The organism is Corynebacterium belfantii, assembly GCF_041898185.1.
In the GTDB taxonomy this organism is placed as follows: Bacteria; Actinomycetota; Actinomycetes; order Mycobacteriales; family Mycobacteriaceae; genus Corynebacterium; species Corynebacterium belfantii.
Map to the genome: position 1 here is coordinate 952665 of NZ_CP157823.1, position 19824 is coordinate 972488.

Here is a 19824-nt window from a genome sequence, read left to right on the forward strand (position 1 = left end):
ATCGATAATTGAACAAGAACGCATTTTCTTCAACTGTTGTGGCAGGCGGTTAAAGAAAATGCGTTCTTTTTAAAACATTGAAGCCTTCTTTTTGCCGTGATCCTTGCTGTGACAAAAAGAAGGCTTCAGTGCTACTTACTTAATGCTGTTACAGCTCTGCAGAAGCGATACGCTCGGGCAATACCGTTGGGCGCGCGCCCGCAACATGCTCGACGATGCGGATAACCTGGTTGGAGTAGCCGAACTCGTTGTCGTACCACACGTAGAGAACCAAGTGCTTGCCGTTAGCAATGGTAGCGAGGCCGTCGACAATGCCCGCGTGCGTCGTACCAACGAAATCAGAGGAAACAACCTCGGGCGACTGAATGTAGGAAATCTGCTGGCGCAGGTCGGAGTGTAGTGCCACCTTATCCATGAGAGTATTTACTTCCTCACGGGTGACTTCCTTTTCAAGCGTCAGGTTCAAAACAGCCATCGACACATCTGGGGTAGGGACGCGAATGGCATTGCCAGTGAGTTTTCCTTCGAGCTCCGGAAGTGCCTTGGACACTGCATTTGCAGCACCTGTTTCCGTGAGAACCATGTTCAGGCCGGCGGCGCGACCACGACGAGCACCCTTGTGGAAGTTGTCGATCAAGTTCTGGTCATTAGTAAAGGAGTGGACGGTTTCAACGTGACCGTACTCGATACCGTAGTGATCGTTGATGACCTTCAGCGTTGGGGTAATGCCGTTGGTGGTGCAGGATGCCGCAGTGACGATGCTATCGGCATCGGTGATATCGCCGTGGTTGATGCCGTAGACGATGTTCTTCAAATCGCCCTTGCCTGGAGCGGTGAGGACAACACGCTTGACACCCTTGGACTTCAAGTGCTGGGAAAGCCCCTCACGATCGCGCCAGCGGCCGGTGTTGTCCACCACGATGGCGTCGTTAATGCCGTATTCGGTGTAATCGACGGTGGCAGGGTCATTGGAATAAATGATCTGAATCTTGGTGCCATTTGCCCAAATGACGTTATTCTCCTCGTCGACAGTGATCGTGCCGTTAAAAGCACCATGTACCGAGTCGCGGCGCAGCAACGACGCACGCTTTTGTAGGTCTTGGTCACCGTTCTTGCGGACGACGACGGCGCAAAGGCGCACGCCACCATACGCAGCCTCGCGGGCGATCAGGATGCGGGCGAGCAAGCGACCGATTCGGCCAAACCCATAAAGAACGACGTCTGCTGGGTTTTCGGCAGGACGCGTATCAATCACACTACTCAGCTCCTCCGTGAGGCACTGTGTAAGGTCGCCGCCCTTGCTGCGGTGAAGCTCTACCAAACGGCCCAAGTCGATAGAGGCTGGGCCAACATTAATAGAGTGAAGTGCCTCGAGTACTGGGAGAGTATCGGCAGGGGACAGTTCGGTTTCCGTGGCTAAGCGGGAGTAGCGGTGCGCCTTCACAATGTCGATATCGGTGACATTGATGAGCAAGCGGCCGAAAACAGACACCACAACATTGTTGTTGTTATGAAGCTGTGCGATCAGGGGGAGCATCTTTTGGGCGGATTCGATCTTGTCGTTCCAGTCCTGAGCCATGAGAATCGTGTGTTCCTTATGTCGGATTTGCAAAGGGGGAGTACATCGAAGCATGCGTAGGGCAGTAGTACGCGCTCACATACCCCCACAATGCTAGTGACTTTCCATCAAAAACGTGCATTATCTCAAGAATGGGGTTAATAAAATGGGGGTAGGAGTCGATTTTTCTTACCCCCGTAGCTGCGGCGGTGGCAGCCGTCGCCTACAACGTGCTCTCAGTCATCCATTCCCCACGGAGGGGAGGTGGCTTGTAGACTCTCTTAAATGTTCTACGCCGCAAGATTCGCACTATTGGACTCCGTCAACGTCCTCCTCATCGGCGTTATTGTGGCGGTGGCCGTCATGGTTTCCCCACGGGAGAACTATCGTGGCATCGTTGGCCGCTTGATCCTCGGTGACTGGCTCGGCGTATTTGTCACGGCAATCCCCACGCTGGCACTTTTCCATTTGGTCAAAGAGAAGGTGGAGGCACTTCTTGCTTCGCCGGTTTTGGGAATCATTTTGATCCTGACCGGCGTATTTGGCGTGATCATGACGCTGCGAGGCGGGGATAACTCCACCTTAGTGGACAAGATTCTCGTTCCATTGAAACAGCCCGGTATCAAAACCGTCACGACTGGTTTTGTGCTGGGCGCGATTCAGTCTCTGACGTCGGTGCCATTTTTTACCGGCCTTGCCTATCTTTCAGTCTCCGGTTTTTCGTCGTTGGTTAATTACGCGGCGTTATTTCTCTATGCCAGCTTGGCATTAAGCTTGCCGACGGCCGTGGCGGTGGTGATGGCGGTGGTACGTGCGAATCCCACTTCCCCCGTGGGGAAATGGTTCACTGTGGCCCGAGCGAACTCGCAGCGCGTTTCGACGTACGCAGCTTATGCCGTCTCGATCATTTTGGTGTTGATCGGCGTACTTCACCTTTAGTACTAGGGTTGCCTACACTTACTAGGTATGGGATCGAAGAAGGTTAAGAAAAAGAGCGCCGTGAAGGTGACCCATAATCCCCTCGGACTCAAGATCAAATCGACGTGTTGCCGGAGCAACCCTCGCTGCATCAATTGTCCTGTGGTGTATCAGCGCTTAGAAAAATCGGGGGCATGGGCGCGTGATGATATGAATTTGCCGCGCGAACTCAAGCTCGCGCGGCGGTGGTAAAGCTTACTGGCTGTTAATCAGCAACCATGGGGAGCAACTCGAATTCGGGATGCTCTTTTTCGATGAAGGCGAGTTTCCACTTGTCACCAAACAGCGCAACCAGTTCGCCGTCGGTACGCGTGAAGATCTCCACGCCGCGTTGCTTTGCCAGCTCTGTAGCTGTTTCTGGGGTGGTGCGACGAGCAACAGAGTATGGGATGGGATCGGCAACGGTTTCTACGTTGTACTCGTTTTGCATACGGGCCATCATGACCTCGAACTGCATGGGGCCAACAGCAGCCATGACGGGGGCGGCGTCGCCACGCGCATCATTTTTCAGGATCTGAACAACGCCTTCAGCTGCCAACTGATCCAATGCCTTACGGAACTGTTTGTATTTTCCTAGCGACTTTGCGCGCAGTGTGCGGAAGTGCTCTGGAGCGAACTGTGGCATCGGAGGATACTGAACCTTACGACCAGCAAAGATTGTGTCGCCAGGAGCCAAAGATCCCGCGTTCACAAGACCCACGATATCGCCAGGAAATGCCGATTCCACAGTCGAACGGGTACGGCCGAACACAGTCAGTGCGTACTTCGTGGAGAAACTACGCCCAGATTGCGCATGCGTTACCTGCATGCCACGATCGAACTCGCCAGAAACCACACGCATAAATGCCAAGGAGTCGCGGTGATTTTTGTCCATACCAGCTTGGACTTTAAACACAACGCCAGAGAACTCGTCAGTAACTTCCCGTGAGGAATCAAAAGCACCAGTTGCAGCCTCTACAGCACGCTCATCTGATTCTCGGCCATGCGGCTGCGGCGCGAGCTCGCAGAGAGTATCCAAAATCTGATGCACACCGAAGTTCAACATAGCAGAGGCAAAGATCAGTGGTGAGGTGGTGCACTCCAAGAAGAGCTCTTGATTATGCACAGCTCCATCCGCCGCCAGTAGTTCGACTTCTTCAGCAGCAGTGTCCCATGCCGTTTCCTCACGGGAGGAGGCTTCCTCCGGCGTGTAGTGCTCCTCTGGGGCGATGGTGGATCCACCAGCGGTGCGCAGGAATCGAATGTATTCCTCGGCTTCACCATCGGGGTTAATACGTGCAAGACCGCGGAAATCACCGGCGTCGCCAACCGGCCAAAACAGGGGAGTAGGTTGGAGATCGATTTCGGTGACGATTTCGTCGACAAGCTCGAGCGGAGTACGGCCAGGACGATCCCACTTGTTGATCACAGTAATGATTGGCAAACCGCGGGCCTTACATACACGGAAAAGTTTGAGAGTTTGCGGCTCGAGGCCTTTGGCTGCGTCGATAAGCATGACTGCCGCATCAACTGCGGTCAGCACACGGTAGGTATCCTCGGAGAAATCAGCGTGGCCGGGGGTATCCACCAAGTTGATCATGAACGGTTCACCAGAATGTCCCTCGGGGGCATACTCAAACTGCAGCGCAGACGAAGCGATCGAAATACCACGATCCTTTTCCATCTCCATCCAGTCAGAGACAGTCGCCTTACGATTACCCTTGCCGTGCACCGCGCCAGCTTCGCTGATCACATGCGCATGCAACGCCAACGCCTCCGTCAGCGTTGACTTACCAGCATCAGGGTGAGCGATAACAGCAAATGTACGACGGCGATGGGCTTCTTGCGCAACAGAACTCATGAGGAAATATCTTAGCCCCAGCTCACCCCAAGCTGCGAACTCAGATCATCGAAAACACGAGGAGCAACCTCGGGATTTCGCGCGATCGGACGCTGCCAGCCCGCCGAAAGTTTGTTGTTGTAATACATCCCCGACTCCACCTCCTCCGTGAGGAAACGAACCAACAATCGGCCACCAGCATCAGGAGAATCAAACCGCTTTCCAATCGCGCCCGAATACAACCGTCCCAAAATCCCCGACGTTCCCTGCGCAAAACCCGTAGCCAGAACCCCTGGATGAAATGCCACCGAACGCAGACCATGCGCATGGAAATAACGAGTCATCAAAATATCGCCCAGTTTTGCATTACCGTACGCTCTCTCAGAGGAAAACCCCCGTGAGGAATCAGGATCATCCGGACGAAACCACGACATCAGCATATTAGCTATCGACGCCGTCTGGACCACCGTCGCAGAATCCAATTGCGGACGCAACAACGACGTCAACAAAAACGGTGCCACCACATTGACCTGCCATGTCCGCTCCCACCCGTCACGAGTGATGACGGGACCGTCGAAAAGCCCGCCCGCATTATTCGCCAACCCATCAATACGCGGCAGATCACCAAGCTCCGCAGCCAACCGGCGCACCTGACCCAAAACCTCAAAATCCGCCACATGAAAACGAACCCCGCACTCACGCGCAACCACCTGCGTCTTCACCGGATTACGGCCAACAATGATCACACGATCATCAGGGAACTGACGACGCAGCCGCCGCACCGCAGCAGCCCCAATTCCATCCGAAGCGCCAGTAACAACAAAGGTGCGTTCACTCATCATGGAAGCGATTCTAACCCCATCCGCCTCTTAATCAACGACGATGAATCTCATTTTGAGCCACACTCACACCCCGTTCAACCACAAGACGAACCGCATCCGCCCCACAACGAACCGCGGCATCCAAATCCGCACCAGAATCCAACGTACCAAGCACATAATCCGGCACAGTTTCCCCACGGGGAGGACGGCCAATCCCCACACGAATCCGCACATAATCACGAGTGCCCAACCACTGCGACACCGACTTCAACCCATTGTGGCCATTCTCATTACCACCCACCTTCACACGAACCTTATGCACCGGCAGATCCAATTCATCATAAACCACAACAACACGATCCGGCGACACCCCATACTCTTGGGAAATCGGACCCACAGCCTCACCGGACGTGTTCATAAACGTCGACGATCGCACCACCAACACGCGGCACCCCCCAACCTCAATGACAGCACCAGACGCCTTAAACCCCCGCAGCGGCAACAACCCAACGGCCCCCAACAATTCATCAATCACCATATAACCCACGTTATGGCGAGTCGACGCATACCGAACCCCAGGATTACCCAACCCCACAACAACCCAATCCACAGGCTCAATCCCCAGCGAACCCGATTGGCCAACACCACGAATACGCGCGACAACATCACTAAAAAATCCCATGGCCTAAGTCTGGCACACCTCCCCGTGGGGAAACGAAAGCCGACCATTATTGCAGAAATATGCAGCCCGTGGGGAAGAAAAATGGGGAAGAGCTGTGATTGTGGATAACTCTCCCCCCCGTGGGGAAACGTCGAAAGGCGCGATGTGGAATTTTTCTGCTGAACATATTTGGAAAGCGTTACAGTCCGAGCCTATGAGCATTACCGCACAGCTGGCTGCACTCGCTGGCCACGGGATCGAATTGGCGAAGGAAATCTTCGCTCACGGGACGAGTCTGAAATCCAAAGAGGACCTTGCCGCTGTTTTGGGATTCGATCCGACTCGTGTGGGGCGCTATCAGAAAACGGCGAAAGCGCTTTTTGGCCCCACGGACCAGCCACAGCTGCGGGCTCAGGCTATTGCCATCGCAAAAAAGAACAATTTCAGCATTGATGTGTTGGCACTGATTAACTGCAAAGTAGGGCGGCTCGCTGACGCTCCTCTCCGTGAGGAATTTCGCCTTGAGCTTCACCGGTTTGCTGTCGATAATGGGTATACGGCGATCAAACAATTCGCCAATGATCAACTCGAAAAGCGTAATGGTCCTAATCCTGCGCGTCAGCATTCTCTACGGTATGCGAGGTTTTCCCATCACCCCGATGCTAATGGCATGCGATACCTCATCACGAGCCTGCCTGACGAAACGATGACGGCGATCGAAGCGAAACTCGTCGATAAGGCAAAAGCTCGCAAAAGCGACACAATCTCTATGCAACAAGCGCTTGCCGACGTCCTTTCCGACACACTGCTGGGCGATTTTCCGGTGTCCCCGTCATCGCGCCCTCTCCGTGAGGGACTCATTATGATCCCAGCTGATGGCTGGCGTCACGTGGGGGACCAGTGGCTAGTTTCTACGGATGGGGCGAAGATTCATGCCTCTGAGCTAGCTGATCATTTACTTGCGGATTTCGGATATGCCATCGTCTACGATGAAATGGCAGAGCCTGTAGATCTTTATCGGACGCAGCGCTTCGCTAATGACAAACAGCGTTTGATTCTGACAGCTGATCAGTTGTTGTGCGCGGATCCGCAATGCACCCGTGCTGCCTACCGTGGTCAAGCACACCACATCGATGCGTGGAAGCACGGCGGAAACTCTAATCTCAAGAATCTTTGTTTAACGTGTGGACCGCACAATGCCCTCAACGACGATGACCATGCCAAAGGCAAGCACAAAAACGGTCACTACGTGAGGGATGAACACAATGGTCGGATAGGATGGCAGCCCCCTGATCCTACGAAACCGATTCGTTTTAATAATCACGTGTTGGCTCAGAAGTCTGCACGCTCGTGGGCAATCAGACATTTCGGGCTGTGATACCTTTTCGCCTATGGACTTAGCAAAATTGCGATCAAAAGCCGCCAAAGGCAAGCACAAAAATAAATGCTGCAAGTCCAATCCGCGGTGCAAATCTTGCCCCGTTGTACTGCACCGACTCAAGAAATCCGGAGCCCTCAAACTTGACGACGCCGCCCTCAAACGTGCCCTAATTAAAGCCCGGAAGTGGTAATCTTTTCCACCTCGTCTGCCGCATCTGCGCACACAATTGGCAATTCAGACTGCTCAATTTTAGAAAAAGGTTTCAGCACGAAATTTTTCGGCGCCATCCGTCCTGGTGGACGGCCGATTCCCATTCCGCCACGGATATAATCCTTTGTTCCCAAAGCCTGCGTGATTGACTTCAAACCGTTGTGCCCATGATCCCCACCCCCGTGGCGAAACTTGATGACACCGAATTCCAAGTCTAAGTCGTCATATAAGACAACAATGCGGTCCCTATCTACCGTAAAGAAATCCGCGAGTTTCCTCACGGAAGGGCCCGTAACATTCATGAACGCTCGCGGCTTTGCGACGATAACCTTCTGCGTTCCCAACTGAGTTTCTGCCACTAGCGTGTTGGTCTTTTTATGTACGGTGAGCGTGGCTGGTATGGGGCTGGTTCTCGTGAGGAGTTCGTCGATAGCCATGTAACCGATGTTATGGCGTGTTTTTGTGTATTCCGATCCTGGGTTTCCGAGGCCGACGATTAGATATGGTGAAGTCACAAAGGTATTGTGGCAGCAAAAAGCCGGCCTGTACAAAACAGGCCGGCTTCGAGAATTTTTACTCTTCGCCTTCTGCAGCTGGAGTTTCTTCGGCGTCTTCGCCTTCAGTCTCTTCTGCTTCTTCAGCAACTTCTTCATGGTTGACAGAAGCGATAACGGTCTCAGCGTCTGCAACCAAGGAGGTGTTGGCTGGCATTGCGAGGTCGCCCGCAAGAACCTTGGAATCTACGTCGAGGCCCTCAACGGAGAAGGTGATCTCTTCTGGGATGGAGAGAACGTCTGCCTCAACAAGGACAACGTCAGCATCCTGAACCAAGGTGGTGCCTGGTGCGGTCTCACCGGTGAGGACCACAGGAACCTCAACCTCGACCTTTTCGCCACGCTTGATGGCGAGGAGGTCGACGTGATCAGCGTTGAGGGTCAAGACGTTCTGATCAACGTGCTTGATCATCGTGAGGTGCTTCTCCCCCTCGATGTCGATCTCGATGATGGCGTTAACGCCGTGCGCGCGCAGAACAGCGTGCAGCTCAAGACGGTTGATGGAGAAGTGGATTGGAGCCTCAACGTCTACGCCGTAGATGACGCCAGGAACCTGACCTGCAACGCGGAGACGACGAGCGAAGCCCTTGCCGAATTCGTTACGGGGTTGTGCAGCAATGGTGGTGTAATCAGCCATGTGATAACTCCTTGTCGTTGTTATTTTCGACCGCAGTATCACGCCTAAAAGTGCACGAGGAATGATAAAGCCTGCGGTCAACTCGAAAATGTCGTCGTCGAGTCTTCGCAGGCAAACAAAGCTTTTGAATACTATCGCGTCGATAACGGCTTTGATATTTTCAGAGAAATTCGCAGCCCTCGCCGAGACGGACGAAACAATACCACAACGTGCGGTTTTCTATCAACTAACTTGCTGGAGGATGCTCACGGAGAGAGGAGCGACCGTCCACGAGTTCGTCTCAATCTGTTTGTCCGTGGGGAACATGTGGTCGTCGAGAAGCACTGCGAGGCATCCCTCCGTGGGGATCGAGCGTGGTTGCGTCGAAAAGTTGATGGCGACTGTTGTTTGTTTCCCCACGGAGTAGGTGAGGAAGTCACTGCTCACGAGCGTCGCTTCGTAGAGCTCGTCGATGTTGTCGTATTCGGTGAGGAACAGCTCGGTGTGTGATTTTCTGAAGTTGTTGAGGTCGCGAAGGAGTTGGACGCTGTGGGGGTGTTGTGCGGCGCGGTCGTAGTCGATGGCGTTGATGTGGTCGGGTGAGTTGTAGGAGTTTTCGGTGTTGTTTTTTGTGCGGGCGAATTCTTGTCCTGCGTGGATGAAGGTGATTCCGCAGGCGAGGTATTGGATGGTGGCGGCGAGTTGGCAGCGTCGGAGGAGTTCTTCGTGAGGTGCGTCGGGTAGGAGGAGGTGGATTCGGTCGTAGAGGGTGTGGTTGTCGTGGGCTTCGATGTAGTTGACGGTGTGGTTGGCGCTGGTGAAGTTGAGTCCTGGGATGTGTTGGGCGCCTTTGATGTTGTTGAAGAGGGTCCACATGTGTTCGGGGTTGTGGTCGCCGGTGAGTAGTCCGCGGGAGTTGGAATGGAATGTGCTTCCTTTGAGGGTGTCGCGGAGGGAGTCGTTGAAGTGTGCGATGCGCGGCATGTAGGCGGCGTTGTGTTGGTTTGCGGGGAGGATGTGCGGTGGGTGGTTGCCGAGGTTCCAGCCTTCGCCGAGGATGATGATGGAGGGGTCGATGGCGTCGAGGGCTGTGCGGATGGCGTTCATGGTGTCGACGTCGTGAATACCCATGAGGTCGAATCGGAAGCCGTCGAGACCGTATTCGGTGGCCCAGTGGGTGACGGAGTCGATGATGAATTTGCGCATCATGGGGTTTTCGGAGGCGGTTTCGTTGCCGCAGAAGGTGCCGTCGTGGAAGGTGCCGTCGTCGGTCATGCGGAAGTAGTGGCCGGGGGCGCTGCGTTCTAGTGGGGAAGTGGTGGTGTCGTAGACGTGGTTGTAGACGACATCCATGATGACGCGCAGGCCAGCGTCGTGAAGCGTGCGGATCGTGTGTTTGAGCTCGTCGATGCGTGCGAAGGGGTCGTTGGGGTCTGTGGAGTAGGAGCCTTCGGGCGCGTTGTAATTCATGGGGTCGTAACCCCAGTTGTATTGGGCATCGTAGCTAAGGTCGCCGGTTTCGTCGACGGAGCCAAAGTCGAAGATGGGCAGGAGCTGGATGTGGGTGACCCCGAGGCTCAATATGTAGTCGAGGCCGCTGGGGTTGCCAGCTGTGGTGCGGGTGCCGCGTTCGGTGAGCCCTAGGAAGCGGCCTTTGTTGTGGATTCCGCTGTTGGGAGCGATGCTCAGGTCGCGTACATGGGCTTCGTAAATAATGGCGTCGGTGGGGTCGCTAAAGGCCGGCATGCGGGGCACAGGGGTGGATTGCGTGACGACGACCCCATGTGTTCCGTTCGCCGTCACCGCCCGAGCATAGGGGTCTACTGATTCTATCGTTTCCCCACGGAGGGAAAGGCGGTAACTATAGCATTGACCGTGGCGATCGCCCTCTAGTTTCGCCTCCCACACCCCAGCGCCGATGGGGTGCATGTTTACGGTGTGGTTTTCGATGAGGAGGTCGGCGGTTGTGGCGTCGGGGGACCAGACTCGAAAACAAGTGTCCCCGTGGGGAGTGAGGAAGGCACCGAGTTGGCCGGTGTAGGAGTTGGTTGTGGTCATGGTGGGGTTCTCCTTGCCGTGGGGAAACTGTGCAGTTGTTTATTGTCTCATGATGGGTGGGTGGAGTGAGAAAAATCCCGCGTGCGAGGTGCTCGCGCGCGGGATTGTGGTGTTCTTTGAGAGGTTAAGCTTGGCCCTCGAAGAGGGTGGTCACAGAGCCGTTTTCGAAAATTTCGTGGATGGTCTTTGCCAGCAGTGGTGCGATGGACAAGACGGTGAGGTTGTCCCAGCCTTCGGTGGACTGTGGCAGGGTGTCGGTGGTGATGACTTCCTTGGCGCCGCACTGGGAAAGTCGCTCGCGGGCTGGGCCGGAGAATACACCGTGGGTGCAGGCGATGATGACGTCTTCGGCGCCGGCGGTGCGGAGGACTCCGACTGCGCCGGCGATGGTTCCGCCGGTGTCGATCATGTCGTCGAGGAGGATGGCGGTCTTGCCGGCTACGTCGCCGACAACGCGGTTGGCGACGACTTCGTTGGCGACGTCGACGGAGCGAGTCTTGTGGACGAATGCCATAGGGGCATCGCCAAGGGTGTTAGCCCATTTTTCGGCGACCTTAACACGTCCTGCGTCTGGGGAGACGACGACAACGTTGTCGAGGTCGTATTTGCTCTTGATGTAGTCCGTGAGGATAGGCATCGCGTGCATGTGGTCGACCGGACCATCGAAGAAGCCTTGGATCTGGTCGGTGTGCAGGTCGACGGACACGATGCGGTCGGCGCCGGCGGTGCGGAGCAGATCTGCGACGAGGCGAGCGGAGATGGGCTCGCGGCCGCGGTGCTTCTTGTCCTGACGTGCGTATGGGTAGAACGGCAGGATTGCGGTGATGCGCTTGGCGGATCCACGCTTGAGGGCGTCGATCATGATGAGCTGCTCCATCAGCCACTTGTTGAGTGGCTGGGTGTGTGACTGGAGGACGAATGCGTCGCAGCCACGGACGGACTCTTCGAAGCGGACGAAGATTTCACCGTTGGCAAAGTCGCGTGCGGTGGTTGGGGTAATTTCTACGCCCAGTTCCTTTGCAACGGCGTCGGCAAGCTCTGGGTGGGCGCGACCAGTGAATACCATCAAGTTCTTCTGGTTCGCGGTCCAGTTGTGCGAAGTCATGTTTTCGCTTAACCTTCCTTGGTTTCGTGGGCATGTGCCTGACGGGCGGCATCGGCAGCTGGAGTGCCTGGGCGGTTCTTTTCCACCCAGCCTTCAATGTTGCGTTGTTTGCCGCCGGAGACGACGAGTGCTCCCGCGGGAACATCCTCTTTAATCACTGTACCTGCTCCAGAGTATGCGCCGTCACCCACGGTGACTGGAGCGATAAACATGGTGTCGGACCCGGTGCGTACATGGGAGCCAATCGTTGTGTGATGCTTGTTTACACCGTCGTAGTTTACGAAGACGCTGGAGGCGCCAATGTTGGATTCTTCGCCTACGGTGGCATCGCCAATGTAGGTCAGGTGTGGCACTTTGGAACCGCGTCCAATCTGGGCATTCTTGGCTTCGACGAAGCCACCGAGTTTGCCGTTTTCGCCCACAATGGTTCCAGGACGGATGTAGGTGAAGGGGCCAATGTTGGCGTGGGCGCCAATGTGTGAATCGAATCCGTGGGTGCGAATCACATGTGCGTCTTCGTCAATGACCATGTTGGTCAAGGTGGTGTCGGGGCCAATCATACAGTTATCCGCGATGCTGGTTCTCCCCAGAAGTTGGGTACCCGGTTGGATGATAACGTCGCGTCCGATGGTGACTTCGGAGTCGATCCACGTGGTGTCGGGATCGACGATGGTGGCACCGTTACGCATGGCATCTTCGACGAGACGCTGGTTAAGGATTTTTCCTGCTTGGGCGAGCTGAACGCGATCGTTGACTCCGGCGAGTTCACGGTGATCGTGTGCGCGGTAGGCGCGAACGGGGTGCCCTTCGGTGCGTGCGATGCTCAAAACATCGGTGAGGTAGAGCTCGCCTTGGGCGTTGTTGGAATCCAATTTGCCGAGGCTGGAGCGCAAAATGGCGGAATCGAAAGCAAAAACACCAGAGTTGACTTCGGTGATCTTGAGGGTTTCTTCATCACCGTCTTTTTGCTCAACAATGGCGGTGACTTCTCCTTCATCGTTGCGTACGATGCGGCCATAGCCGGTAGGATCGCTCAGCGACATGGTCAGTACTGTGACGGCCGTGGGGACGGCGGTGTGGGCGTCGACAAGCGAGCGAAGCGTCTCGGATCGCAACAATGGAACGTCGCCGTTAGTGACCACGACAGTGCCTTCGAAGCCTTCGAGTTCGTGCATCGCGCATTGAACTGCATGGCCGGTGCCGTTTTGTTGTTCTTGGACCGCTACGGAGATTTCGCAGCCCACGGTGGCGGCAACAGCCTCGACCTCGGGACGGACTTGCTCACGACGATGTCCGATAACTGCCACGATGCGCTGCGGGTTTAATCCTGCTGCTGCGTGCAGGGAATGCGCCAGCAGCGAACGGCCACCGATCGAGTGCAAAGTTTTTTGTTTTGCGGATTTCATTCGGGTGCCAGCTCCGGCCGCTAACACGATCACTGCGCTGGAATGGGGATTGCTCACAGGTGACATACTCCTTGGAGAGGCAAAGTCTGGTGGCGGTCTATTCCGTCGCCACCGCGTCTGATAATTAGTGTGCCGTACTAGCTTATAGCGATGACTCAGTGCACGAAAGCTCACGCGCCACTGCAACCAATTGTGCTGCAGTAGGAGGAAGGGCTCGTGGCCCTGACCACACGGCAGTCAGGGGACGGGTGAGGTCGATTCCCTCCGTGGGGATTCGTTTGAGTGATCCTGCAGCGAGATCGTCTTTGACTACCGTATGCGATAAAACTGCTGGAGCTGATCCGGAAAGGACAGCGGAACGAACCGCAGCGTTTGATGACACTTCCAATTTGATCAGCGGCGGTTGTCCCAAGGCGCGTTCGAGACAGATGCGTGTACCTGATCTTTTTTCGCGGGTGATGAGCGCGGTGGTAGATAGATCAGTGATGGTGACGTGGTCGAGCTGCGCCATGGGGTGATCAGGTGTGCACACCACGATGAGCTCGTCGTGGGCAACCATACTGTGATGGATTCCGGCGCTAAATTCTGGGGTTTCGATAAATCCGAGGTCCCATTGGCGGCGGTGGAGGCCAGCGATTACTTCTGAACTATTGGTGGTGGTTAGCGCTAGTAATGAGCCATCCCAAACATGAAGCCAGTGTGGGAGTAGGTGATCGGCGATGGTGTTGCTGGCAGCGATTCGTAGCCCCACGGGGGAGTCGCCGAGGTTTCGAGAGGCGGCTTCGAGGTCGTGGTAGCCGCGGATGATGGTGCGTGCGTGTTGGGCCACGGTTTGTCCGGCTGCGGTGAGGGTGGTGCCTTGGGGGCCACGGTCGAGGAGTTGGGCTCCGAGGTGGTGTTCGGCACGGCTGAGGGATCGGCTGGCGTTTGCTTGCGACATGCCCACGATGTCCGCAGCGGCGCTCACGCTGCCGTATTCTTCGACTGCGATGAGAAGTGCGAGAGCTGCGGGCTCGACAAGAGTTTTCACATTGGCCACTCTACCAATGGCTATATCTGGTGCACATGGGGGAGTGAATAACGTGTGTTACCACTGTCGTATCAATGTGTGCCACAGTAATGATTTGTGAATAATAACCCGCTTGATTCTTCTACTCAGCCGCAACATCTTCCACTGCCTGGGCCTGGTCCCGTGTGGTTCCCCTCGGTGATGGGTACAGGCATTTTGGCAAACTTGTTGCAGACTCACGCTGAACGTCTGCCTGGTGCGCATGGTTTAGCCCTGCTGGTCTTGATCGTGGCATGGGCATTGCTGTTGTTTTTAAGCGTTGGTTTTATTGTTCGTGTGATGCGCGATCCGCAGGTTTTTACGGCTTCGGTTCATGCGATGACGGCGTTACCGTTTTGGTCCACAGTGTCGATGGGCTATTTGTCTGTGGGGTCGGCGTCCACAGTGATCATTTCGTCATATTTGCCGCAGTGGCACGATTCGGTTTGGGTAGTAAATACGTGGATGTGGGTGTTTGGAACTGTCGTCGGCGTATCTACAGCGCTGGCTTTTGCGTTCCGGCTTATTGGAGTAGATCGTGGTGATCCCACGACTGTGTGGGGTCTGGCAGTGGTGGGGCCGATGGTGTCGTCGACTACTGGCGCTAATTTGGCTGCGCACGTTCCCCACGGGGTGGTGTTGTGGATGCAGGTGGCCTCGGCGGCGTGTTTCTTCTTGTCGTTTTATGTGGGTGCTGTGATTTTCTCGTGTGCGTATCACCACTTTTGGCGGGTTGCTACGATCCCTGTTGCTGCTTCGGCATCAGCGTGGATTCCACTGGGCATGGTAGGCCAGTCGACTGCGGCTGCTCAGGCGATGGCGTTGCAAGCAGAACATGTCCTTGTTCAGGGGTTTGGGCAGTCGGTTCATCAGATTGCGCACACCTATGGCTGGATTATGGTTGTCGTAGGAATTCCCATGGTGGCGTGGGCGTGTGCGATTACGCTTCGCGGTTTTCGTAAGCGTATGCCGTTTAGCCCTGGTTGGTGGGCGTTGACATTCCCCATCGGTACGTTAGCGTTGGGGGCTACGTTGCTTGGTGCGGGTACTCAGATTCAACCCTTGGTGTGGCTGGGTGCGGTGGGGACGTTGTGCCTTGTGGGGACGGTGACGTTGTGCTTGGTGGCGTCGGCACGCGCGGTGCTGCGTAGGTAGCTGATCTCCGTATGATGGGGCTTGTGAAGTACTTCATGGGTCCACATGTATGGCAGCGCACGATTGCTGATCTTGAAGCGCTGGGGCATCAGCGCGTCGATACGCTTGAGCAGGCTGAGGCTTACATCAATATGGAGCCGCGTCCGCAGCGGATCCCTAAAATCCCCGAGTCGGTCGGTTTTGTGCAGCATTGTTTTACAGGCGTTAACCAGCTTATCGACGCCCATGTGATCACCGATACTGGGGTTCGCTGGGCGAATATGGCCGGTGGGTTTGCACAACCGGTCGCTGAATCCGCCTTGGGGCTTATGCTTTCGCAGGCACATCACCATAAGGCTTTTGCGCTTGCGGGGACGTGGCGGGTAGCGCGCGATCTTGACCGAAGCCAACAGTGGTTACATTCGGTAGGGGAGCCGCGTTGCGTGGTGATCTTTGGTGCGGGCGGAATTGCAAAGGAATTGATCCGGTTGCTTCAGCCCTTCGGCGTGTATGTTATTGCTGTGAATCGTTCAGGACGTGGTGTTGCTGGCGCTGATGAGACATTCGCTATGAAAGATGCGCATGGGCTCTGGTCACGCGGGGATTTTATCGTCAATATTTTGCCGCTGACGCATGAAACAAAGGGTTTGGTCAATCGCGAGGTGTTTGCACAAATGAAGCCCTCGACGATCTTTATTAACGTAGGCCGTGGTGCCACTGTTGTGACCGACGACCTTGTCGATGCCCTCCAACGAGGAGTTATCGCCGGTGCTGGTCTAGAAGTGGTTGACCCCGAGCCGTTGTCAGATTCCCACCCGCTACACAGCATGCCGAACTGTACGATCACTCCGCATATGGCAGCTTCTGATCATATAGCCGAACTTCATGTGGCGCGAATCTTTGATGCAAATGCCCAAGCTTTTACCTGTGGGGAAACGATGCCAACGGAGGTGAATCCGCGCTTAGGTTATTAGGCGCAGGTGTGTACGGTTGACTTTTATGCAATGGCGTCTATTTACTCGGCCGAATCAGGTTCCTCCACGCATGGTGACGTGGTCGTGGCTTGCGCCGGCCACACCCTCGGTTAGTCGTGAGTGCCTGCCGCCTCGTGGATGGGGGTCGGGGCCGAAGGCAGCATGGTCAGTATTGTGGATGTATCCATGGGTTAGCGTGTACACGGTGGCTGTGATGATCGCTTCGTCGCTGGCGTCGGTGGGAGTGTCGGCGGTGATTGGCCGTGCGGTTGACGGCACGCTGGGCAGCGGAACGTTTGCCGACGCTCTAGCTCCGATGGCTGGTGTCGCAGCATTTTTATGGATGGTGTATCTGTGTGAGTCCACCGCTGATGCAGTGACTGAGATCGCTATTCAGCGCGGTGTTCACCATGTTCGCTTCGCGTTGGTACGACGTCTTTCCGCCTCTCATCCGAGCGATCTCACCCCAGGCCAGCTGTTAAATACTGTGGACGAGGACGTCCAACAGTTGGTCAGTGTGAAGCAGAATTTCAGTTTTCCCGTGGCCATGTTTGCCTATCTTTTGGGCACCGTGGTGGCGATTGCGCAGTTTTCACTTCCGCTGGGTGCGGCGGTGCTGGGTGGTGGTGTTGCTACGGCGGCAGTATCTTATTTCACGGGTAAGGCGATTACGAAAGTTTCTGGTCAGCGTCGCAATATGGAGTCCGAGTCGGTGTCGCTGGCTACAGATTTAGCCCAAGGTGCTCGCGTGGTTCGCGGCCTAGGCGCAGTCGATGCCAGTGAGCAGCGTTTCGACGCAGCCACTGCGGCTGCGTTGACGGTCATGCTTCAAGACGCCAAGGTGTTTTCAATTACCACCCTGATTCGTCAAATGATCCCGATGATTTTTACTCTCGCGGTGCTGTCTTACGGTGGATGGCTCACGATGCGTGGAGACATTTCTTCGGGGCAGTTCCTCACGGTGACGCTGCTTGCCGTTCCCGCTCTTTCGATTACGGGATATTCGCTCGGATTTCTTACTGATTTCTGGGCGCGTGCTGTTGCCAGCGGAAGTCGTATTAATAAGTTGTCGGAGCAACTGGCTCAACCTCGACACGGGGAAGCACAACGCAGCGTCCATATTGACTCTGGACTCACAGTTTGGGCGCCTACGACTCCTCGCGCACGAGAAACAGTGCACGAACTTACGGAATACCTAGTCCAGCACCGTGGAGCTATTGCTGCACCGCATGCTGTCAGCGTTTTCCAAGGCACACTCACCGACAATATCGATCCGTTGCAGCAGCTTTCACCAGAAGAAATAGAGCAGGTGATTGAGGCTAGTAGTAGTACCGATGTTGTTCAACGCCTTGGTGGTGTTCCCCACGGGGGAGTGCCGAGTGCACTCATCGGAGAATCCGGCCTCAACTTGTCTGGCGGCCAACGTCAACGTGTTGCCTTGGCAAGAGTATTGGGCATGAATCCAGAGATTTTGATACTGGATGAGCCCACAACGGGGCTAGATGCTGTGACTCTTGATCGCGTGACGGCACGTGTGAAGGAGTTTCGTCAAGGAAAGACCACGATTGTGATTACGACTTCGCGGGCGTGGGCAGCGGTGGCTGACACGGTTATTGACGATAAGGAGCTGTCATAAATGGCTACGGGTACTGAGTCTGCGCTGCTGCAGCCGGCGTCGATACGCGAAATCGGTGCCTTTTTGGCTACCTTGCCGTCTCGTCCGAGGTTGAAATGGTGGGCGTTGCTTATTGGTAATTTTGCGGTAGCGCTAACGGCCATGGTGGTGACATCGTCTGCTATCGGTGCGCTTGTCGACATCATCAATGGGATTGAACGTTTCCCATTCGGAACAGGGCAACGAGCCTTTTGGCTGATGATAGCCGTTATCGCTATGGGACTGTTCCTCGATACGGTCGGGCGTGCTTATGGTCAATATATCGTGAGCTCGCGAGCCCGACTGCTGAGCGTAGATGTTCGTCGCGCATGCTTGGTATCGGTTCTGCGCGCGCCTATCCCCGACATTGTCGCGCTGGGAACCGGAAACGTGATTACTCGGTTGACCAAAGACATTGACGAGGCAGTGCGTATCGCCAATATGATCGGGGTCCGCCTCATTATCACCTGCCTTATGTTCCCATTTACGTTTGTGGCGTTAGGGATCATCCATTGGGGCTTTGTGGTGGCATTCATCGTGGTCATGCTGGCGATATACCCTTTCGCCAAAGCAAACCTCGCGCTTCTTCCTACAGCAACTAACAGCTTTTCTGATGCTGAGGCGCAACGCAACAACTTGCTTTTAGACACCATCAAAGGGCTCCCCACGCTGCGTGCGTTGGGACTACGCGACTGGGCTACACGGCGTTTAGAACACACCTCGTGGCAAACAGTGATCAAAGCTGCTGACCGCATGCCGCTAGTAACACGATTGCTACGACACGGCACTATTGCCTATACCTCGATTGTGGTGGTGTGTTTTTGCATCGCAACGTGGCTAACCCACAATGGCCACATCACCTTTGGTCAAGCAACTGCGGCCATCACATTGGTGTCACGCATGGAAATGCACGTGTTTAATGTGATGTTTTTCTCCGGTGACATTCAAAACGCTTTGACCAGCCTCGGTCGTGCGGTCCGCCTTGCTACCTTGAACCAACAACACACCAAGCCCACCCCAGCGGAACTTCGCACCCCGCCGACGGTGAGTGTTCGTGACCTCACCTTTGCATACCCCAGTGGTGCGACCGTGTTTAATTCCATCAACCTCACCTTGGCTGCCGGAACGACCACGGCACTCGTTGGGGCATCTGGTGCCGGAAAATCCACTCTAGCTGGAATTATCGCAGGACTTCAGCATCCTTCTAGTGGGCACGTCTATATCGGCGATCACGCAACCGACACTATCGACAACGCCTGGACCTCGCGACACGTGGCACTCATTAGTCAAGAGGTACATATCTTCGCCGGTACGCTTCGCGACGACCTCTCGATGGCCAAACCCGAAGCAAGTGATGCAGAAATCCTCAGCGCACTGGTCGAAGTCGGATTGCATCCGCAATCAGCCATGTGGCAACGCTGGCTCCCACATGGCCTCGACACCATGGTCGGCGCAGGAGCTGCAGAGCTTGCACCTGAAATCCAACAACAGATTAGTCTGGCCCGTATCATTTTGTTGCAGCCTCCGGTGCTCATCATGGATGAAGCTACCGCCGAAGCCGGCAGCGAAAATGCACGGCAGCTTGAAGCCGCAGTAACAGCAGTCGCCCGAGGGCGTACGTCGCTGATCGTTGCTCACCGGTTGGACCAAGCACAGTTGGCTGATCGCATCATTGTGATGGATAACGGTGAGGTTGTGGAGGACGGCACACACGACCTCCTCCTAGAGACAGGAGGCCGTTATGCAGAGCTGTTTAAAAAATGGCAATAGGAGATGGCCGTAATTTCGCTGTTAATGGGGCAGATTTCCCATGAGAACAAAAAGTATGTAGGATACCTTTCCGGAAG

17 protein-coding genes are annotated in these 19824 nt (G+C 55.3%); 7 read left to right on the forward strand and 10 right to left on the reverse strand.

Annotated features, from left to right (window positions below):
* Positions 1 to 148 precede the first annotated feature (148 nt).
* The gene (locus ABMV07_RS04975) at positions 149 to 1579 is read right to left on the reverse strand and encodes a glyceraldehyde-3-phosphate dehydrogenase (protein ID WP_088266640.1); all 1431 of its coding nucleotides are present in this window, start codon (positions 1577 to 1579) and stop codon (positions 149 to 151) included.
* Between the two features lie 264 nt (positions 1580 to 1843).
* Between ABMV07_RS04975 and ABMV07_RS04980 the strand changes: the two genes are divergently transcribed.
* Positions 1844 to 2497: a hypothetical protein gene (locus ABMV07_RS04980; RefSeq protein ID WP_196977305.1), complete on the forward strand. Its 654-nt coding sequence runs from the start codon at positions 1844 to 1846 to the stop codon at positions 2495 to 2497.
* Between the two features lie 27 nt (positions 2498 to 2524).
* Positions 2525 to 2728: a hypothetical protein gene (locus ABMV07_RS04985; RefSeq protein WP_088266642.1), complete on the forward strand. Its 204-nt coding sequence runs from the start codon at positions 2525 to 2527 to the stop codon at positions 2726 to 2728.
* Positions 2729 to 2741: 13 nt separating this feature from the next.
* Here ABMV07_RS04985 and ABMV07_RS04990 read toward each other — a convergent pair whose 3' ends face one another.
* The 3 genes from ABMV07_RS04990 to pth (ABMV07_RS05000) are packed head-to-tail and all read right to left on the reverse strand — an operon-like array spanning position 2742 to position 5858.
* Entirely contained in the window at positions 2742 to 4376 is a 1635-nt protein-coding gene (locus ABMV07_RS04990; RefSeq protein WP_010934649.1) for a peptide chain release factor 3, read from the reverse strand.
* A gap of 11 nt (positions 4377 to 4387) precedes the next feature.
* Complete coding sequence (locus ABMV07_RS04995; protein ID WP_374064952.1) at positions 4388 to 5197, reverse strand: SDR family NAD(P)-dependent oxidoreductase; 810 nt, start codon at positions 5195 to 5197, stop codon at positions 4388 to 4390.
* 31 nt (positions 5198 to 5228) lie between these two features.
* A complete protein-coding gene (gene pth, locus ABMV07_RS05000) occupies positions 5229 to 5858 on the reverse strand; it encodes an aminoacyl-tRNA hydrolase (protein ID WP_196981361.1) in 630 nt (209 codons plus the stop codon).
* A 193-nt stretch (positions 5859 to 6051) separates the two neighbouring features.
* Between pth (ABMV07_RS05000) and ABMV07_RS05005 the strand changes: the two genes are divergently transcribed.
* Positions 6052 to 7215, forward strand: a complete 1164-nt coding sequence (locus tag ABMV07_RS05005) for an HNH endonuclease signature motif containing protein (protein ID WP_088266747.1) — start codon at positions 6052 to 6054, stop codon at positions 7213 to 7215.
* 173 nt (positions 7216 to 7388) lie between these two features.
* Here ABMV07_RS05005 and pth (ABMV07_RS05010) read toward each other — a convergent pair whose 3' ends face one another.
* From pth (ABMV07_RS05010) to ABMV07_RS05035, 6 genes are all read right to left on the reverse strand, one after another.
* Entirely contained in the window at positions 7389 to 7943 is a 555-nt protein-coding gene (gene pth, locus ABMV07_RS05010; RefSeq protein WP_196977303.1) for an aminoacyl-tRNA hydrolase, read from the reverse strand.
* Between the two features lie 58 nt (positions 7944 to 8001).
* On the reverse strand, positions 8002 to 8619 hold the full coding sequence (locus ABMV07_RS05015; protein ID WP_088266648.1) for a 50S ribosomal protein L25/general stress protein Ctc: 618 nt from the start codon (positions 8617 to 8619) through the stop codon (positions 8002 to 8004).
* A gap of 222 nt (positions 8620 to 8841) precedes the next feature.
* Complete coding sequence (gene pulA, locus ABMV07_RS05020) at positions 8842 to 10656, reverse strand: type I pullulanase (protein ID WP_196977302.1); 1815 nt, start codon at positions 10654 to 10656, stop codon at positions 8842 to 8844.
* Between the two features lie 124 nt (positions 10657 to 10780).
* Positions 10781 to 11761: a ribose-phosphate diphosphokinase gene (locus ABMV07_RS05025; protein ID WP_088266650.1), complete on the reverse strand. Its 981-nt coding sequence runs from the start codon at positions 11759 to 11761 to the stop codon at positions 10781 to 10783.
* Between the two features lie 8 nt (positions 11762 to 11769).
* A complete protein-coding gene (gene glmU, locus ABMV07_RS05030) occupies positions 11770 to 13233 on the reverse strand; it encodes a bifunctional UDP-N-acetylglucosamine diphosphorylase/glucosamine-1-phosphate N-acetyltransferase GlmU (protein WP_196977300.1) in 1464 nt (487 codons plus the stop codon).
* 76 nt (positions 13234 to 13309) lie between these two features.
* Entirely contained in the window at positions 13310 to 14206 is an 897-nt protein-coding gene (locus ABMV07_RS05035) for a LysR substrate-binding domain-containing protein (protein WP_197688550.1), read from the reverse strand.
* Between the two features lie 87 nt (positions 14207 to 14293).
* On the opposite strand from ABMV07_RS05035, the gene ABMV07_RS05040 reads away from it, so the two are divergent.
* The 4 genes from ABMV07_RS05040 to ABMV07_RS05055 all read left to right on the forward strand — a co-directional run bounded on the left by ABMV07_RS05040 (position 14294) and on the right by ABMV07_RS05055 (position 19747).
* On the forward strand, positions 14294 to 15370 hold the full coding sequence (locus tag ABMV07_RS05040; RefSeq protein ID WP_088266652.1) for a TDT family transporter: 1077 nt from the start codon (positions 14294 to 14296) through the stop codon (positions 15368 to 15370).
* 23 nt (positions 15371 to 15393) lie between these two features.
* Positions 15394 to 16323 carry a D-isomer specific 2-hydroxyacid dehydrogenase family protein gene (locus ABMV07_RS05045; RefSeq protein ID WP_088266653.1) on the forward strand — a complete coding sequence of 310 codons (930 nt, stop codon included), beginning with the start codon at positions 15394 to 15396 and terminating at the stop codon, positions 16321 to 16323.
* Between the two features lie 70 nt (positions 16324 to 16393).
* A complete protein-coding gene (locus ABMV07_RS05050) occupies positions 16394 to 17959 on the forward strand; it encodes an ABC transporter transmembrane domain-containing protein (protein ID WP_374065011.1) in 1566 nt (521 codons plus the stop codon).
* Positions 17960 to 19747, forward strand: a complete 1788-nt coding sequence (locus ABMV07_RS05055; RefSeq protein ID WP_374064953.1) for an ABC transporter ATP-binding protein — start codon at positions 17960 to 17962, stop codon at positions 19745 to 19747.
* Positions 19748 to 19824 lie beyond the last annotated feature (77 nt).

Coding starts and splice junctions, on each gene's coding strand:
- ABMV07_RS04975 (WP_088266640.1), bottom strand. CDS start 1,579: ATGGCTCAGGACTGGAACGACAAGATCGAATCCGCCCAAAAGATGCTC.
- ABMV07_RS04980 (WP_196977305.1), top strand. CDS start 1,844: ATGTTCTACGCCGCAAGATTCGCACTATTGGACTCCGTCAACGTCCTC.
- ABMV07_RS04985 (WP_088266642.1), top strand. CDS start 2,525: ATGGGATCGAAGAAGGTTAAGAAAAAGAGCGCCGTGAAGGTGACCCAT.
- ABMV07_RS04990 (WP_010934649.1), bottom strand. CDS start 4,376: ATGAGTTCTGTTGCGCAAGAAGCCCATCGCCGTCGTACATTTGCTGTT.
- ABMV07_RS04995 (WP_374064952.1), bottom strand. CDS start 5,197: ATGATGAGTGAACGCACCTTTGTTGTTACTGGCGCTTCGGATGGAATT.
- pth (WP_196981361.1), bottom strand. CDS start 5,858: ATGGGATTTTTTAGTGATGTTGTCGCGCGTATTCGTGGTGTTGGCCAA.
- ABMV07_RS05005 (WP_088266747.1), top strand. CDS start 6,052: ATGAGCATTACCGCACAGCTGGCTGCACTCGCTGGCCACGGGATCGAA.
- ABMV07_RS05015 (WP_088266648.1), bottom strand. CDS start 8,619: ATGGCTGATTACACCACCATTGCTGCACAACCCCGTAACGAATTCGGC.
- pulA (WP_196977302.1), bottom strand. CDS start 10,656: ATGACCACAACCAACTCCTACACCGGCCAACTCGGTGCCTTCCTCACT.
- ABMV07_RS05025 (WP_088266650.1), bottom strand. CDS start 11,761: ATGACTTCGCACAACTGGACCGCGAACCAGAAGAACTTGATGGTATTC.
- glmU (WP_196977300.1), bottom strand. CDS start 13,233: ATGTCACCTGTGAGCAATCCCCATTCCAGCGCAGTGATCGTGTTAGCG.
- ABMV07_RS05050 (WP_374065011.1), top strand. CDS start 16,394: ATGGTGACGTGGTCGTGGCTTGCGCCGGCCACACCCTCGGTTAGTCGT.
- ABMV07_RS05055 (WP_374064953.1), top strand. CDS start 17,960: ATGGCTACGGGTACTGAGTCTGCGCTGCTGCAGCCGGCGTCGATACGC.